Source organism: Kribbella yunnanensis (assembly GCF_039529655.1).
GTDB classification, from domain to species: domain Bacteria; phylum Actinomycetota; class Actinomycetes; order Propionibacteriales; family Kribbellaceae; genus Kribbella; species Kribbella yunnanensis.
In genome coordinates this window covers 1-15451 of record NZ_BAAANF010000020.1, presented here as the reverse complement: position 1 = coordinate 15451, position 15451 = coordinate 1, and the positions used below count along the sequence as shown (strand labels likewise).

At 67.4% G+C, this 15451-nt stretch carries 17 protein-coding genes; 10 read left to right on the top strand and 7 right to left on the bottom strand.

Annotation, left to right across the window (positions count from 1 at the left end; translation table 11 throughout):
- Nucleotides 1-706: 706 nt before the first annotated feature.
- Nucleotides 707-2518, top strand: a complete 1812-nt coding sequence (locus ABD231_RS30055) for a glycoside hydrolase family 2 protein (protein WP_344159219.1) — start codon at nt 707-709, stop codon at nt 2516-2518.
- Here the strand turns inward: ABD231_RS30055 and ABD231_RS30050 are convergent.
- Complete coding sequence (locus tag ABD231_RS30050; RefSeq protein WP_344159216.1) at nt 2500-3567, bottom strand: YeiH family protein; 1068 nt, start codon at nt 3565-3567, stop codon at nt 2500-2502. The two genes, ABD231_RS30055 and ABD231_RS30050, sit on opposite strands and share 19 nt — an antisense overlap.
- Nucleotides 3568-3751: 184 nt before the next feature.
- Between ABD231_RS30050 and ABD231_RS30045 the strand changes: the two genes are divergently transcribed.
- On the top strand, nt 3752-4522 hold the full coding sequence (locus ABD231_RS30045) for a GntR family transcriptional regulator (protein WP_344159213.1): 771 nt from the start codon (nt 3752-3754) through the stop codon (nt 4520-4522).
- Here ABD231_RS30045 and ABD231_RS30040 read toward each other — a convergent pair.
- Nucleotides 4510-5439: a LysR family transcriptional regulator gene (locus ABD231_RS30040; RefSeq protein ID WP_344159210.1), complete on the bottom strand. Its 930-nt coding sequence runs from the start codon at nt 5437-5439 to the stop codon at nt 4510-4512. The two genes, ABD231_RS30045 and ABD231_RS30040, sit on opposite strands and share 13 nt — an antisense overlap.
- A gap of 107 nt (nt 5440-5546) precedes the next feature.
- Between ABD231_RS30040 and ABD231_RS30035 the strand changes: the two genes are divergently transcribed.
- The 5 genes from ABD231_RS30035 (at nt 5547) to ABD231_RS30015 (ending at nt 8104) form a co-directional block, all read left to right on the top strand.
- A complete protein-coding gene (locus ABD231_RS30035; protein ID WP_344159208.1) occupies nt 5547-6257 on the top strand; it encodes an SDR family NAD(P)-dependent oxidoreductase in 711 nt (236 codons plus the stop codon).
- A gap of 1 nt (nt 6258) precedes the next feature.
- Nucleotides 6259-6585, top strand: coding sequence for a DUF4440 domain-containing protein (locus ABD231_RS30030; protein ID WP_344159206.1), 327 nt, complete (start codon nt 6259-6261; stop codon nt 6583-6585).
- An 11-nt stretch (nt 6586-6596) separates the two neighbouring features.
- Nucleotides 6597-6992, top strand: a complete 396-nt coding sequence (locus tag ABD231_RS30025; protein WP_344159203.1) for a VOC family protein — start codon at nt 6597-6599, stop codon at nt 6990-6992.
- A 24-nt stretch (nt 6993-7016) separates the two neighbouring features.
- The gene (locus ABD231_RS30020) at nt 7017-7802 is read left to right on the top strand and encodes an arylamine N-acetyltransferase family protein (protein WP_344159200.1); all 786 of its coding nucleotides are present in this window, start codon (nt 7017-7019) and stop codon (nt 7800-7802) included.
- 62 nt (nt 7803-7864) lie between these two features.
- A complete protein-coding gene (locus ABD231_RS30015; protein WP_344159197.1) occupies nt 7865-8104 on the top strand; it encodes a hypothetical protein in 240 nt (79 codons plus the stop codon).
- 351 nt (nt 8105-8455) lie between these two features.
- Here ABD231_RS30015 and ABD231_RS30010 read toward each other — a convergent pair whose 3' ends face one another.
- The 4 genes from ABD231_RS30010 to ABD231_RS29995 form a co-directional block, all read right to left on the bottom strand.
- Nucleotides 8456-9118 carry a zf-HC2 domain-containing protein gene (locus ABD231_RS30010; protein ID WP_344159194.1) on the bottom strand — a complete coding sequence of 221 codons (663 nt, stop codon included), beginning with the start codon at nt 9116-9118 and terminating at the stop codon, nt 8456-8458.
- The gene (locus ABD231_RS30005) at nt 9115-9624 is read right to left on the bottom strand and encodes a sigma-70 family RNA polymerase sigma factor (protein WP_344159191.1); all 510 of its coding nucleotides are present in this window, start codon (nt 9622-9624) and stop codon (nt 9115-9117) included. Before ABD231_RS30005 ends, ABD231_RS30010 begins: the two co-directional genes overlap by 4 nt.
- Nucleotides 9625-9659: 35 nt before the next feature.
- A complete protein-coding gene (locus tag ABD231_RS30000) occupies nt 9660-10076 on the bottom strand; it encodes a DoxX family protein (protein ID WP_344159188.1) in 417 nt (138 codons plus the stop codon).
- A gap of 121 nt (nt 10077-10197) precedes the next feature.
- On the bottom strand, nt 10198-10608 hold the full coding sequence (locus ABD231_RS29995) for a MarR family winged helix-turn-helix transcriptional regulator (protein ID WP_344159185.1): 411 nt from the start codon (nt 10606-10608) through the stop codon (nt 10198-10200).
- A gap of 52 nt (nt 10609-10660) precedes the next feature.
- Between ABD231_RS29995 and ABD231_RS29990 the strand changes: the two genes are divergently transcribed.
- Complete coding sequence (locus ABD231_RS29990) at nt 10661-11260, top strand: TIGR03086 family metal-binding protein (RefSeq protein ID WP_344159182.1); 600 nt, start codon at nt 10661-10663, stop codon at nt 11258-11260.
- Here ABD231_RS29990 and ABD231_RS29985 read toward each other — a convergent pair.
- Nucleotides 11249-11908, bottom strand: coding sequence for a type 1 glutamine amidotransferase domain-containing protein (locus ABD231_RS29985; RefSeq protein ID WP_344159179.1), 660 nt, complete (start codon nt 11906-11908; stop codon nt 11249-11251). The two genes, ABD231_RS29990 and ABD231_RS29985, sit on opposite strands and share 12 nt — an antisense overlap.
- Before the next feature lie 72 nt (nt 11909-11980).
- Here ABD231_RS29985 and ABD231_RS29980 point away from each other — a divergent pair, with 72 nt between their 5' ends.
- Together ABD231_RS29980 and ABD231_RS29975 are read left to right on the top strand one after the other, a co-directional pair.
- Nucleotides 11981-12850, top strand: a complete 870-nt coding sequence (locus tag ABD231_RS29980; RefSeq protein ID WP_344159176.1) for a LysR family transcriptional regulator — start codon at nt 11981-11983, stop codon at nt 12848-12850.
- A 116-nt stretch (nt 12851-12966) separates the two neighbouring features.
- On the top strand, nt 12967-14736 hold the full coding sequence (locus tag ABD231_RS29975; RefSeq protein WP_344159173.1) for a hypothetical protein: 1770 nt from the start codon (nt 12967-12969) through the stop codon (nt 14734-14736).
- Nucleotides 14737-15451 lie beyond the last annotated feature (715 nt).

Genomic DNA, 15451 nt, shown 5'->3' with positions numbered 1-15451 from the left:
ACCCCGGTCGCCCCGGGCGGACCTCCACATCAGCCGGGCAACCCTCCACCTCAGCGCATCCACTCCGGGCGCCCCCACACCCATCGGCAAAGCCACTCCCACCCGAACCCTCCACGTCACCGCGGCCACCCACGAGCCGCCACCTCATCAAAGGCGTCTCGCCTGAACCTCACATCACCGCAGCCGCCGCCGCGCGGACCTCCACATCACTCGGCAAACCCTCCACGTCAGCACATCCACCCGGGCGCCCACCACATCGGCGGAGCCCCTCCGCCCGAACTCTCCACATCACCACGGTTGCTCCCGGGCGAACCTTCGCCGGGAGGCGATAGCTCTGGGGCGCGCGGGCAGGGCGAGGGCGGAGGAGCGCGGCAGCGCGTGAGGGAAGCGCGGCAGCGCGTGAGGGAAGCGCGGCAGCGCGGAGGCGAAGGCGGAGGCCGGCAGGGGTGGGGTAAGCGCGCAACGCGGAGGGAAGCGCGGCAGGGCGGGAGGCGGACGAGCGCGGTAGCGCGTGGAGGAAGCGCGGTAGCGCGTGGTGGGGTGGGCGGGGCGCCGGCGGGGCGAGCGGTAGCGAGGCGGGAGCCGGTGCGGGGGTTGGGGGCGGGGTGCGGGGGCGGGGGTGCGGGTGAACACCCCGTTGCTTGCTCAATTCCAACGTTGTACTGTCTTCTGGATCGCCGCCTTCTCTTGCTTTCGGGAGCTACTGATGACACAGCCTCGTGCCGAGTACCCGCGTCCGCAGTTCGTGCGGGCGGAGTGGGTGAACTTGAACGGCGAGTGGCAGTTCGAGATCGATCGGTCGGACAGTGGGCTGGAGCGGGGGGTGCGGGAGCGGGAGCTGGAACAACGGATCACGGTGCCGTTCGCCCCCGAGAGTGAACTGTCGGGCATCGAGGATGTCGACTTCTTGGAGGTGGTTTGGTACCGGACCACCGTGACCATCCCGCAGGAGTGGGCCGGCAAGGAGGCCGTCCTGCACTTCCAGGCGGTTGATCATGACGCGACAGTCTGGGTTAACGGCACCGAGGTCGTCCGGCATCGGGGTGGGTTCACGCCGTTCAGCGCCAACCTGAGCAAGGTCGCGCAGCCGGGTGAAGAGGCGACGATTGTGGTCCGCGCGAGGGACACGCACAAGGGCCCGCAGGCGCGCGGCAAGCAGAGTCAGCGGTACGCGAACTACGGCTGCCTCTACACGCGCACGACCGGGATCTGGCAGACCGTCTGGCTCGAGGCGGTGCCGACCGTGCACCTCAAGCGACCGCGGATCACCCCGGACGTCGCCGGCTCCAGCTTCCATCTCGCCGTACCGGTGTCGGCCAACAAGCCGGGCCACAAGATTCGCGCGACCCTCAAGGACGCCGACGGTGAGGTGACGACGGCCGAGGTGCGTGCCGATCTCGATCTCGCGCCGCGGTTGACGCTGCAGGTGCCGACCGAGCGCGTCAGGTTGTGGGACACCACCGACCCACACCTGTACGACGTTCTCCTCGAACTGATCGATGCCGACGGCAACGTAATCGACAAGGCCGACAGTTACGCCGGACTTCGGTCGGTATCGGTCAACGGCCAGGCGATCCTCATCAACGGCAAGCACGTGTTCCAGCGACTCGTGCTGGACCAGGGGTACTGGCCGGAGAGCCTGATGACGGCGCCGTCCGAGGAAGCGCTCGTCAAGGACATCGAGTTGAGTATCGCGGCCGGGTTCAACGGCGCTCGGTTGCACCAGAAGGTGTTCGAAGAGCGGTTCCTCTACCACGCGGACCGGCTCGGCTACCTCGTTTGGGGCGAGTTCGGCGACTGGGGTTCCGGGGTCGGACACACCGGGGACGACAACCAGCAGCCGACGGCCTCGTACGTCGGGCAATGGCTGGAGGCGGTCGAGCGTGACTACAGCCACCCCAGCATCATCGGTTGGTGCCCACTGAACGAGACGCACCAACTGCTGCACGACCGGATCACCCAACTGGACGACGTAACCCGCGCGATGTTCCTTGCCACCAAGGCGGCTGACTCGACTCGTCCGGTACTCGACTCGTCGGGGTACTCACACCGCGTGCCCGAGACCGACGTCTGGGATTCGCACAACTACACGCAGGACCCGGCCGAGTTCGCGCAGGAAATGGCCGGCCTGAAAGACGGCACGCCGTACGGAAACCTCGGCGGCCCCGAGGGCAGGCCGATCTCCCAGCCGTACGCCGGTCAGCCGTACTTCTGTAGTGAGTTCGGCGGCATCTGGTGGAACGCGGAGAAGGCGGCCGCCGGCAAGACCGGCAACTCCGAGGACTCGTGGGGTTACGGCCAGCGGGTCGCCGACGAGGAGGACTTCTATGTCCGCTTCACCGGCCTGGTCGATGTGCTGCTCGACGACCCGTTGATGTTCGGCTACTGCTACACGCAGCTCACCGACGTCTTCCAGGAAGAGAACGGGATCTACAACTTCGACCGCAGCACCAAGCTCGACGTACCGCGGATCCAGGCGACGCAGACTCGCCCGGCCGCCTACGAGAAGAAGGACTGAAGCACCAGCGAACCGACCGCGACCAGGACCCAGAGAATCGCCCCGAGCAGGAGCGGCCTGGGTCCTGCGTCGCGTAGCTCGCGCGGTCGCAGGGACAGGCCGATCGCGGTCAGCGCGGCGGTGATCAGGCAGGTCCCGATCAGGCTCAGCGTCGGCAGCCACGCATCCGGTACGGCGCCGGCCGTCCGCAGTCCGGCGGCGGCGATGAATCCGATCAGGAAGAGCGGAACGAGCTTCCGCCACGGCAGCGGACCCCGCGTCGATGCGGTGGAGCCTTCATAGGAAGCACCCTGTACGTCGAGCGCCCGCGCCGCGCGGTTCTCCCGGCGAACCTTCAACGCGACCAGCGTCAGCACGATCGGGATCAAGGTCAGTGAGCGGATGAGCTTCACGACGATCGCCTGATCACCGGCACTCTGGCTGTAGGCATACCCGGCCGCGACCACCGACGACGTGTCGTTGATCGCCGTCCCGGCCCACAGCCCGAAGGCCTCCGGGCTCATCCCGAGCAGATGCCCGAGCGGCGGGAACGTCAGCACCGCCACCACATTGAAGGTGAAGATCGTCGCGAGCGCATAGGCCACCGACGACCGCCGGGCCCCGATCGCCGCCGTCGCGGCCGCGATGGCCGAACCGCCGCAGATCGCCGTACCGACGCCGATCAGGATCTGGGTGTCGTCCCGCACGCCGAGCAGCCGCCCGAACAACCAGGCCCCGCCCAGCGCGAGCGCCAGCGTGCCGAGCATGACCGGCAGCGAGGACATCCCCACGCGCGCAACCTGTTGCAGAGACAGCCCGGTCCCCAGAACGACGATCGACAGCTGCAGCAGGTTTTTCGACGCGAAGTCGATGCCTGGTCGCAGGACGTCGGAGCGCAGCGCGGGGATGAACAAGCCCGCCAGGACGCCGAGCACGATGCCGAACACCGGGCCGCCGACCACCGGCACCAATCGGCCCAAGGGCACGGCGATCGCCACCAGCCCACCGACCACCACCAACCCTCGCAGCCGCCACACGGCGGAGCCGACGCGACGGCGCAATGGGGCCACGACAGAGGATGCGGAGTCGGGCGCGGTCGCGAGATCCGGGGAGGGGGCGGTCGTGGGATGGGGGGACGAGTCGTCGGGTGACCTAATCTCGACCTGCACCATCAGCCCGGTCCCTCCTCGCGAAGATGTACGTACATTTAAGCTAAGAGATGACCGGACATTTGGCAAACCGGAGGCTCGAAGGATGACCGCGCTTGACCGCTCCGGCGGGGAGCCGTTGTGGAAACAACTGCAGGCCGACCTGATCCGGCGGCTGCAGTCCGGCGCGTTCGATGCCGCGTTCCCCGGCGAGCTGGCGCTGGTCGAGCAGTACGCGGTCAGCCGCCACACCGTCCGCCAGGCGCTCGGCCAGCTGCGGGCCGATGGCCTGATCGTGGCGGAGCGCGGCCGCCAGCCCAGGGTCGCGACAGTCCCGGAGATCCGGCAGCCGATGGGCGCGCTCTACAGCCTGTTCTCGTCCGTGGAGGCCTCGGGCCTTGCGCAGCACAGCGTGGTCCGCGCCCTCGACATCCGCGCCGACGGCGTCATCGCCGCCCGCCTCGAGCTCGAGGCGTCCATCCCCCTGCTCTACCTGGAACGCCTCCGGTACGCCGGTGACGAGCCGCTCGCGCTGGACCGAGTCTGGCTGCCCGCAGCGATGGCGGAACCGCTGCTGGACGCGGACTTCACCCACACCAGCCTGTACAACGAGCTCGCCGAGCGCACCGGCCTCCGCCTGGACCACGGCCGCGAGGACATCCGCGCAGTGATGCCAGCGCCGGCCGAGCGCGCGTTGCTGCACTGCCCAGCCGAGGCCGCGGTCTTCTCGATCATCAGACAAGGCACCGCTCAGAACCGCCCAGTCGAGTGGCGTCACACCATCGTCCGCGGCGACCGCTTCGCCCTCTCAGCCGAGTTCTCCGAGAACACCGGCTACCGACTAACCCCAGCCACCGCCCAAGCTCACGGCTGGTAGGTCAAAGCCCCCGGCCGAAACGGGTCGTCGCCAGGCAGCCAGTACGGCGAGGGCCCGAGCTCCACCACCACATCCCGCGTCAACGCCTCCACTGCCGCCAGTACGGCGGGATCGGACTCGGAAGAGCGCGACACCAACGCCCAGGTCCACAGTGGTACCGGATCAACCACCAGCCGCCGAGTGAACCCACTGGGCAACGGCGTCGCATCCCGTTTCGGCGAACTCAGCACCGGCCGCCCCAGCCGCCGTACATGGTCGTAGAACGCCGCCCCGGTGATCCCGTGGTCGTCGATCCGCTCGACCCATGCGCCGACCGAGCGGGCGTACTCGAGCGCGTAGATGTTCCACGAGGCCCAGGTCTCCGCGTCGGCGTCGACGAGCACCACCGTGTCGCGAGCCGCGACGGGCGACTCGTCGCCGATCGAGACGGCGTACAGGCGGTCGACGCCAAGCAACCAACCGGTTAGTTGTTGCTCGGCGAGGTCGGTCGCGCGTACCCAAGTGATCGCCAGGTCGAGGCTCCCGTCCGCGACCCGCGCTGCCTGCTTGTGCGACGGCATCACCCACGCGTCGACCCGCAACCGCGCGACCCCGGAGACCCGCTCCTCGAGATCCGCCGGCCGCCAGCTCACGTAGCCCAGCCGCACCGGCTCACTCGCCGCGAACCCACGCGCCGTACGGCGTAAGTCGTCGGCCTGCTCGAGTAGCGCCCGCGTCCGCGGCAGCAACGTCTCGCCGAACGCGGTCAGCGTGACCGTCCGCCGATCGCGTTCGAACAACCGGACCCCGAGATCCCGCTCGAGCGACTTGATCTGCTGCGACAGCGACGGACCGGCGATGTGCAACCGCGCCGCGGCCCGCCCGAAGTTCAGTTCCTCGGCGACCGCCACGAAGTACCGCAACTGCCGAAGCTCCACCCTCCGAACAGTAGTAGGCGCAGCCTCCCAGCTGGGAGCAAACCGGTCGTGGAAAAGCTCACAAGGTTCGACAACTATCGAATTACCTCAACCAGAAAGCAGGAACCATGACCACCCAGAAAGTCGCCGTGATCACCGGAGCCTCCCAGGGCATCGGGGCCGGCCTGGTCACGGCGTACCGCAAGCTCGGGTACGCCGTCGTCGCGAACTCCCGGTCGATCACCCGCTCCGACGACCCGTTCATCCTGGCCATCCCCGGCGACATCGCCGAGACCGGCGTCGGCACTCGAGTGATTGAGCAGGGCCTGGACGCCTTCGGCCGGATCGACGCGCTGGTCAACAATGCCGGCATCTTCGTCGCCAAGCCGTTCACCGAGTACACCGACGAGGAGTTCGATCAGGTCAGCGGCATCAACCTCCGCGGCTTCTTCGAGACCACCCGCCGGGCCGTCACCGCCATGCTCGAGACCGAGACAGGCGGGCACGTCGTCAACATCACCACGACCTTCGCCGAGCACGCACTCAGCGAAGTCCCGGCCGCGCTCGCCGCACTCACGAAGGGCGGCCTCAACTCGGTCACCCGCTCGCTGGCCATCGAATACGCCGCGCGCAACATCCGCTTCAACGCTGTCTCCCCCGGCGTCATCCGGACCCCGATGCATCCCGAGGAGACGCACGAGTTCCTCGCGGCCCTGCACCCGGTCGGCCGGCTCGGCGAGATCGAGGAGATCGTCGACGCGGTCACCTACTTGGAGAGTGCGAAGTTCGTCACCGGCGAGATCCTGCACGTCGACGGCGGCCAGCAGGCGGGTCACTGACATGAACACAACACTTGACCAGTGGGCAGCAGGCATCGCCGCCCACGACCCGAAGGCCATCGCCGAACTCTTCACCGAGGACGCGATCTTCCAAGGCCTCCACCCGTACGGCGTCGGCCGCGACGCCGTGGCCGAGTACTACGACTCGCAACCGCTCGGCCTGACCGCGAAGTACGACGTACTGGAGACCCGCAACCTCGCCGACGGTCTACAACTCCTCTATCTGAGAGTGGATTTCAGCTTCACCGACCGACCAACGATCACCGTCAACCTCAGCGTCCTACTCAATAAGGGCTTGATCGCGCACTATCAGGTCTCTCGCCTGTAGATACTGGCTGCATGGGAGTCAAAGAGCTGCGGTTGGTGGTTACGGCGGACGACTACGACGAGGCGGTGACGTTCTACCGCGACGTGCTCGGCCTGCCCGAGCGGGAATCGTACGAGTCGGAGGACGGGCGGGTGATGATCCTCGAGGTCGAGCGCGCGACACTCGAGATCGCCGATCCGGCGCAGGCCGACTTCATCGATCGCGTCGAGGTCGGCCGCCGGGTCGCCGGGAAGTACCGGGTCGCGTTCGAGGTCGACGATGCGGCGGCGATGACCCAAACGCTTGCGCAGGCAGGAGCAACAGTGATCGCTGAGCCGACGAGGACGCCGTGGGACTCACTGAACGCTCGCCTGGAGACCCCCGGCGGCATCCAGCTCACCCTGTTCACCGAGCTTGACCTCAAGTGATGTTGAAGTGTTGAGGTAATCGCCATGTGGAACATCGAGACTCTCGACCTGCCCGCCTATCTCGACCGGATCGGCCATCCGCACGTCACCCCGTCCACCGAGAGTCTGAACAGCCTCCATCGCGCACACGTGCTCAAGATCCCGTTCGAGAACATCGACGTCATCCTCGGCACCCATCCCGGCATCGCGCTGGAAGCCGTTCAGAACAAGCTGGTACGACGGCAGCGCGGCGGCTACTGCTATGAGCACGCACTGCTGTTCGGGGCGGCGCTTGAGCGACTCGGCTTCGAGGTCAGTCGTCGGGTCGCGAGAGTCCAACCGCACAAGGCGGGACCGCGAACCCACGCCCTCCTCAAAGTCGGCGTGGACGGCCAGGAATTCCTTGCCGATGTGGGATTCGGCGCCGGCCAGCTGTATCCGACACCACTCAAGGACGGCATCGTCATCGACCAAGGCGGTTGGGATCATCAACTGACGCGCGACGGCGATGTGTGGACACTGGCGAAGCAGACAAGCGAGGGCTGGATTCCGCAGCACGCGTCGAACGACGAGCCGGTGCGCCCGATCGACTACGAGGTCTATCACCACTACGTTTCCACGCATCCCAACTCGCCGTTCACCGGCCGCCCGGTGGTGATGCGGGTCGCGGACGGCGTCGTACGGCGGCTGGTCGGTTCCGAGCTCACCACCGAGTACGCCGATGGTCGGTCGACGACGCGCGCCGTACCGGCTGATGACCTGCCGGAAGTCCTTGCAGGACTGGATGTTCTGCTCAGCGACGAAGAGATCGATCGCTTGAAACTTGTCTGAGAAGGTTGTGAGAAGACACGCTTCGAGAGGCGGTAGCCGCGAAAAGCGCTTATTCTACGGCCATGAGTGAGTTCGAACCCGGTGCCGACCTGGTGTCCCGTCTCCCTCTGCCTGGTCACGTGGTCGTCCTCGCGGACGGCCAGTGGCGTCGCGGCTGGTTGATCGGCCGCGAGCATGAGGAATCGGGATGGACCGGTCTGGTGCAGTACGAGGACGACGAGGGCCTGGAGCGGACGGAACGCCTGCCGGCGGACCGGATCGCGCTGGCCGCGCCGCCCGCGCCGAATGAGCAGGCCTCGTAGGAGGGCCAAGCAGCACATGAGAAAGCCCCCGGGATGCGAGTCAACCGGGGGCTTTCTGCTGTAACGCCGGGCCGGGGCGCCTAGCGGCGGACGAGAACCCCGTCCCAGGCCCTTCGGGCGGTTGACCTGGGACGGGATCCTCAGTGGCGTTACACACGGTGTATCGCTGGTGACGGCGCGAGTGTTACACGAATCAGGGAAATTTCTTCCGGACGTTCTCCGGATCAGGGCAGAGGGCGGCCCCGGTGCACTCATCCCTGAACACCGGGGCCTGGGTCGTCGGCCTCGCGCGCGACCGGCGGCTCGTGCCCCCCAGGTGCCCGCAGAGTGATGCGTTATGCACGCATTCGCTCAAAAGTGGACAGCGAGCAGGATGCGGCCGCTCTCCGAACTGCGGATGTCCAGCCCGCGGATCTCGTTCCGCTTCAACTTCGTGGTTGCGGCCGGCTTCACCGTCGTACCGGGCGAGGAGGTCCAGGTCGCCAGCAACTGCGCCTTCCCCGACGCATCGGTCAGGTACAGCTCGTATCCCCGGGCGCGCTCACTCGGGGTCGCAAGTTCGTCGTACCGGCAGCTGATCTCGATGGTCGTCCCCCAGCGCTCCGGCACCAGCCGGGCGTCTGCGGACAGCTTGCTCTCCACGGTCTGCGCGAGTACGACGTAGTCGCCCTGCGGCTCGTCCTGAACCAGGGGGACCGCGAGCACCGCGCCGATCCCGATCGACACCGCCGCCACGGCCGCGACCAACCCACCCACGCGGAACCGTCGGCGCTTGCGATCCTCGTCGACCCTGCGAGCCAGCCCCGGCAGCAGGTTCGGCGTACTGATCGAGACCGACACCATCGCCTGCTCACTCGGCAACGCAGCCAACGCGGCCGGTACGGCGGTCAGCGACGCCACCGCGGCCGAACACTCGGCACAGGTGGTCAGATGCTCCTCGTACTCCCGGCGCTCGGACGCGGCCAGCGCACCCAGCAGGTACGCCGCGTCCCACTCCCGGTACTTGTCACTCACTGGCTTGTCACCCCCTTCTCCTGCAGCGCGAGCTTCATCGCCCGCAACCCGTAGTGCAGCCGCGACTTCACGGTGCCCGACGGAATGTCCAGCTCCTCGGCGATATCGGTGACCGTCCGGCGCCCGTAGTACGCACGGACGATCACCTGCCGATGCTCCTCCGACAACTGGGCCAGCGACTCGGCCACCAGCCAGGCATCCAGTACGGCGTTCGCGTGATCCGTACTGGGCTTTTCCGGCAGGTCGCCGCTGGCCACCTCGCGGTTGACCCGGGCACTGCGCCGGTCGTCGATGACGAGATTGCGCGCCACCGTGAACAGCCAGGCCCGGGCCCCCGCTTCGTCCTCGGTCAGGATCTGCGGCCTTCGCCATGCCCGGAGCAGGGTTTCCTGGACGACGTCCTCGGCCAGTCGGTCGTCGCCGGTCAGCCGCACCACGAACCGCCACAGTGCGGGAGCGTGCACATCGTGCAGCTCGCGCAGCATCGCGGCCCGGTCGTCGGCCATCGGGGCTCCTGCTCTGTCGGGCATGGGCTAAACGCTCACTCGGTCGCGACGGCTGCCGTCTGCCGCTGCGTGGCCGCGGTCCCCCGCTCCAGCGCCCAGGCGCCGTTCCCGAGGAATGCGATCAGCAGAAAGGCGAAGCAGAACAGCGCCGCTTTCTCGCCACCATTCTGCACGGGCAGCAAAGCATCCACCTGGTGAACCGTGAAGTAGGCGAACGCCATCGACCCGGAACACAGCAGTGCGGCGTACCGGGTGCCGAACCCGATCGCCACCAGCGCGCCGCCGACCATCTGGATCACGGCGGCCCACCACGACGGCCACACGAACGCCTCGGCCTGCTTGGATCCGAGGACACCGAACAACGACGCAGCACCGTGGGTGGCGAACAGGAATCCGACCACGATCCTGAAGACACCGATCACCTGCGACTGATAACGCTCCAGTACCTGCATGAGAGCCTCACTCCTCAAGGGGCGGTTTGGGGACTTGCCCATGCGAACGGATCCCCGGCTCATCTGGTTCAACCGAAAGTGACCTTTACGTCACACGCCGAATCGGTTGCACTGAAACGGTCTACTGCTGTAATGCCCGCAACGACCGCAAAAACGCGGTCCGGTCGGCCGCCGGCAGCGTGCCGAGCAGCTCGTCCTCGTAGGCCCGGATGCTTTTGCGGACAGTACGACGTACGCGGCGCCCCTTGGCCGTGATGGACAGCAACCGGACGCGGCGGTCGTCGGGATCCGGCGAGCGCTCGATCAGGTCGGCGGCTTGCAGCTCGTCGAGTGTCCCGATGATCCGCGACTTGTCCGCGCCGATCGCCTCAGCCAGCGCCGCCTGGGTGCGGACCGGAGTCTCGTCGAGCGCGGTCAGCACCGAGTAACCCCACATCGAGAGGTCGTGAGCGGCGAGGATCGGCGTCTCGGCGGCGATCAGCACCCGCACCAGCGGGTACAGCAGCGCGGCCAGATCGGGGCGCTCTTCCATGCCCGAAAAGATAACACTGGCGCAATCATATGCAGGTGCCTATGATCTACACATGCCTACTATCGATTTCGTCTTCCTCGACCGCCAGGCCGTCAACGCCAGCATCGAGGTCGCCGCCGGCGTCACCGACGCCGACCTCAACCGACCGACACCCTGCCGAGCCTGGACGGTCTACGGCCTGCTCGCGCACATGACCACGCAGCACTACGGATTCGCCGCCGCCTCCCGCGGCGAGTCCGACCCCGACCTCTGGAAGCTGCGCGACCTCGGCGACGATCCCGCGCAGGCCTACATCGAGTCCGCCGAGCACGTCCTGGAGGCGTTCGCGGAGGACGGCGTGACCGAGCGAATCTTCGCGCTGCCAGAGTTCGGTCCGGACGTGAAAGCGCCCGGGCACCAGGCGGTCAGCTTCCACTTCATCGACTACGTGGTCCACAGCTGGGATCTGGCCAAGTCGCTCGGCACCACCGTCGACTTCACCCAGGACGTCCTGGTCACGGCGTGGGCCGTCACGCAGATGGTTCCGCAGGGCCCCGGCCGGCTCGACCCGGGTGCGCCATTCGGTCCGGAGGTCGACTGGTCGGGGCCGGGTCGCCTCGACCAAATCGTCGCGCGCCTCGGCCGCAACCCGCTGTGGCCGCTATCCAGCTAGGGCCTTCACGGTTGTCTCGGCGGTCAGCTGGGCGGACTGTGGGTTCTGGCCGGTGACGAGCCGACCGTCGGCCACAGTCTGTACGGCGAAGTTGTCCGCCGGGTGGTGGATCGCGCCGCGCGCGGTGAGCTCGTCGGCGAGCAGGAACGGTACGACGTCGGTCAGGCCGACGGCCGCCTCCTCGGCGTTGGTGAAGCCGGCCACGTTCTTGCCGTCGATCAGGTACGCGCCGTCGGACAGTTTGAGGTTCACCAGCGCCGACGGCCCGTGGCAGACGGCCGCAACCACACCGCCGCGCTCGTAGATGTCGGCAGCCAGCTTCAGGAGATCATCGGCGCTGGGGAAGTCCCACATCGTCCCGTGCCCACCGGCGAAGAAGATCGCGTCGTACGCCGTCGCGTCCAGCTCGGCGGCGACCGGAGTGTGCTCGAGGTCCACAGCAGCGAGGAACTTCTGCTGAACCGGGTCGTTCTCGTCAAGCCCGTCAACCGGCGGCCGCCCACCCGCGACGGAAACCAGGCCCACCTCATAGCCGGCCTCGGTGAACACCGCCCACGGCTCAGCGGCCTCGGAAACATAGAAGCCGGTCTTCCGCCCGGTGTCGCCGAGCTCGGAGTGGCTGGTCAAAGCAATCAGTACGCGTGTCATGCCTCCATCATGCGTCGGTGGTGCTATCGGAATCCAATAGGTCCACCTGGGTCGAGGCATAAGATTCCTGATATGTCACTCGATCTTCTCCGGACCTTCCTCGCCGTCCACCGAGCCGGATCGATCACCGGCGGCGCCCAGACCCTCGGCCTGTCCCAACCAACAGTCACCGCCCAACTGAAAACCCTCGAACGCAACCTCGGCCGCCCACTCTTCGACCGCCTCCCCCGCGGCGTCCGCCCCACCAGCGCCGGCAACGAACTAGCCCGCCGCATCGCGGAACCGGTCGACGTACTCCAATCTCTCCTGAGCAACGAACTAGACCACCCGGCTCCAACCACCCTGCACCTAGGCGGCCCATCAGACTTCCTCTGCCACCAGGTCCTCCCAGCCCTGGCCCCACGCATAGCCAGCGGCCTCCAAGTCCGCACCACCTTCGGTCTCCCCGACGACCTCCTGGACCGCCTCCAAGACCGCAGCCTCGACCTGGTCATCAGCTCCACCCGCCCCCGCCGAGCCGGCCTCCGCGCAACCCCCTGCTACGACGAAACCTTCACCCTCGTAGCCGCACCAAACTGGGCACCAGCGTCACCAGTCACCACCCCCGACCAACTCCGCGCCATCCCCCTCATCGCGTACGCCGAAGAGGCCCCCATCCTCCGCCGCTACTGGCGAACCGTCTTCAACACCCGCCTGACCCGAACCCCAGACCTGGTAGTCCCCGACCTCCGCGGCGCCCTCACCACCACCCTCGCCGGCGCAGGCCTAACCGTCCTCCCCACCTACCTCTGCCACCCCCACCTAACCAACGGCACGCTAGTTCCCCTGACCACCCCCGAAGTCCCACCCCTCAACACCCTCTACGTCACAACCCGTACCGACAGCACTCCGGCGACAACCGCCGCACAAGAGCACCTGCTCGCCGTACTGCGCGCATCCTGAGGCCCGGTCTACACGGATTCGCGGTTGATGCAGGTGTGATGTTTTCCCTTGTGGACAAGGGATTCTGACTCTGCGGCGATTTGCGTGTGCTGCTTTGACTGCCTAAACTAGAACACATGTTCGATGATGATCTGACGTTGCTCTCGACGGCCGACCTACTGGAGTCGTCCGCCGAGCACCGCGCCATCGCAAACCGGGCCGATGCCCGGGTGCTCGAACATGCCCAGGTCTACGCCGACCGTTTCCACCCCGACGCCTGCACCCCACGCCCCGGCCGCCGCTCCTGCGGCGGTCGCGAACGTGCCGTGGTCCTCGGTGGTGAGGGCTGCCCGGAGATCGCCGAGTTCGCGATCGCCGAGTACGCGGCCGTGCTCGGCGTCTCGCACCGGATCGGCGCCAAGATCATCGGCGACGCGTTGGCGTTGCGGCACCGGTTCCCGTTCACCTGGGCGCGGGTCCTGTCCGGCGACGCAACTCCGTGGAAGGCCTGCCGCCTCGTCCGCGACTGCGTAGATCTGTCCGAGGAAGCCGCCCGCTACGTCGACCAGCGGGTCGCCGCCCTGATCGACACGATCACCCCGTACCGCCTGGACAAGATCGTCAAAGCAGCCAAGATGCACATCGACCCCGAAGGAGCCCGCGCCGAGGCCGCCGCGAAGGTCCGCGAACGCGGCGTGTTCATCGGCCGCTCCGACGAACACGGCACCAAAACCATCTACATCCGCACCTCCTCGGGTGCGGCCACCCGCTTCGACGCCACCATCCACGCCCTCAGCGACGCCCAGCAAACCCTCGGCGACACCCGCCCAACCCAGATCCGCCGCGCCGAATCAGTCGGCATCATCGCCGACCCGATCTTCGCCCAAGAACTCCTCACCCAAGCCCACCACCACCCCACCCCCTCCCCGGCACCGCACGACGCCACGCCCGCTCCCGGCGACTCCACCGCCGACACCTCCGCTGCGGAATCACCGGTACCGGACGCGACTGAACCCACCACGAACCCGCCAGCGGACACCGGTGCCTCCCGTGCTGCAGTTCAAAGCGCCGCGACGCCGGACGCTCCCGGGGGCGATGGATGGGTGAGTGGTGACGAGCCTGGACCGGACGAGCCTGGACTGGACGACGAAGCAGATCGAGACGCACCACACCCGAGCAGCAGCGACCAGCCCGATCCGCTCGACCACACAGACCGCCGGACCGGCCACCTCGCGGAACCCTTCCCCGCAGGCACAGACCACGAACCCGACGACGGCGAGCCCATGGACGCAGCAGCACAACGCGCGCTCGCCAGCCGACTCGCGCAGATCAAACACGACGCCTACGCCCGACTAGCCTCCATCCAGCCCCCAGACACCCCCACGCGCCCAGGCACTCCCGCACGCCCCGGGAAGACCGAGATCTACGTCCACCTCACCGACCACACACTCGCATCCGGCGACGGCGTGCTGCGCGCCGAAGAAATCGGCCCCCTACTGGCAACCCAGCTGAGCGAGCTGATCGGATACAGCCCCTACACCGTCAAGCCGGTCATCGACCTCAACCACGCAGTCTCAGTCAACTGCTACGAAGCCACCGAACGCATCCGGGAACGCGTCAAACTCACCCACCCGGTCGAGCTGTTCCCCTACGGCACCCGCGAAACCAACCACAGCATCGACCTGGACCACCTCGAGCCCTACGACCCACTCGGACCACCAGGCCAAACCTGTACCACCAACCTCGCCCCACTCGGCCGCTACGCCCACCGAGTGAAAACCCACGCACGCGGCTGGAACGTCCGCCGCATCAACCCCACCACCCTCGAATGGACCACACCCCACGGCTTCGTCTTCCACGTCAACCCGACCGGCACCCACCGCGTCATCACGGAAGGTCAGGACTAGAAGGGCGAGCCCCCAACCCCGGTTACTCACGGCCCGCCGGTGCAGCATCCCGCAAGCTCGCTGCCACAACGTCCGAAGAACCCGCAGACCTGATCTCCTGGCCTGGTCTCCGGATCATCGGACGTTACGGCGGCTGATGCGTGTGCGATGAAGAGGCTAGGCAGCCGTTGGCCGGTCGCGAGTGATGAGGACTACTCGGTGGGAGCGGGAACGGGTCAGCCGGCCTTGTCCCGCACGGCAACCACAACCCGGCAACCCCAAGCAACCTGCAGCCGCGGTCACCAACCGCACCATCCACCTCAGCCACCGCGTCGCCCACCCATGCTGTCTTTGTAGTCGGCCGGAAGCCGCGATCAGCCACAGCGAACGCCCCCGGCCGAGTCCTTTCGCGCCTGAACCCCCGGACTCGACCGCCACAGGCGGCCGACAGAAACCACACGCCGGGCCACGCAGCTGGCTGGGCTGGTTGGCGAGGCCCGGCGACCACGGCTCCACGTCGCCAGTGGGCTGACGGGCTGTGGCTGAGGCGCGTGATGCTCGAGTCTTGCGTTGGTCGGTTTTCGGGTCCAGCGACGACTTCTTTCCGACCAACGCGCCAGACATCCCCCGGGAGCCGAGACCGCGGGCCGGCAGACACCTTGAGCACAGTGATGATGGTTGTGGCTCTTGGCGGATGACTCGCTTGAGCACTGACGACGCTGTCTTTGATGGGATC

Bases quoted from the DNA above. Each gene is read 5' to 3' on its own strand.
- ABD231_RS30030 (WP_344159206.1), top strand. From the start codon at position 6,259: ATGAACACAACACTTGACCAGTGGGCAGCAGGCATCGCCGCCCACGAC.
- ABD231_RS30015 (WP_344159197.1), top strand. From the start codon at position 7,865: ATGAGTGAGTTCGAACCCGGTGCCGACCTGGTGTCCCGTCTCCCTCTG.
- ABD231_RS30035 (WP_344159208.1), top strand. From the start codon at position 5,547: ATGACCACCCAGAAAGTCGCCGTGATCACCGGAGCCTCCCAGGGCATC.
- ABD231_RS30000 (WP_344159188.1), bottom strand. From the start codon at position 10,076: ATGCAGGTACTGGAGCGTTATCAGTCGCAGGTGATCGGTGTCTTCAGG.
- ABD231_RS30025 (WP_344159203.1), top strand. From the start codon at position 6,597: ATGGGAGTCAAAGAGCTGCGGTTGGTGGTTACGGCGGACGACTACGAC.
- ABD231_RS30055 (WP_344159219.1), top strand. From the start codon at position 707: ATGACACAGCCTCGTGCCGAGTACCCGCGTCCGCAGTTCGTGCGGGCG.
- ABD231_RS29985 (WP_344159179.1), bottom strand. From the start codon at position 11,908: ATGACACGCGTACTGATTGCTTTGACCAGCCACTCCGAGCTCGGCGAC.
- ABD231_RS29990 (WP_344159182.1), top strand. From the start codon at position 10,661: ATGCCTACTATCGATTTCGTCTTCCTCGACCGCCAGGCCGTCAACGCC.
- ABD231_RS29995 (WP_344159185.1), bottom strand. From the start codon at position 10,608: ATGGAAGAGCGCCCCGATCTGGCCGCGCTGCTGTACCCGCTGGTGCGG.
- ABD231_RS30020 (WP_344159200.1), top strand. From the start codon at position 7,017: ATGTGGAACATCGAGACTCTCGACCTGCCCGCCTATCTCGACCGGATC.
- ABD231_RS30045 (WP_344159213.1), top strand. From the start codon at position 3,752: ATGACCGCGCTTGACCGCTCCGGCGGGGAGCCGTTGTGGAAACAACTG.
- ABD231_RS29980 (WP_344159176.1), top strand. From the start codon at position 11,981: ATGTCACTCGATCTTCTCCGGACCTTCCTCGCCGTCCACCGAGCCGGA.
- ABD231_RS30005 (WP_344159191.1), bottom strand. From the start codon at position 9,624: ATGGCCGACGACCGGGCCGCGATGCTGCGCGAGCTGCACGATGTGCAC.
- ABD231_RS29975 (WP_344159173.1), top strand. From the start codon at position 12,967: ATGTTCGATGATGATCTGACGTTGCTCTCGACGGCCGACCTACTGGAG.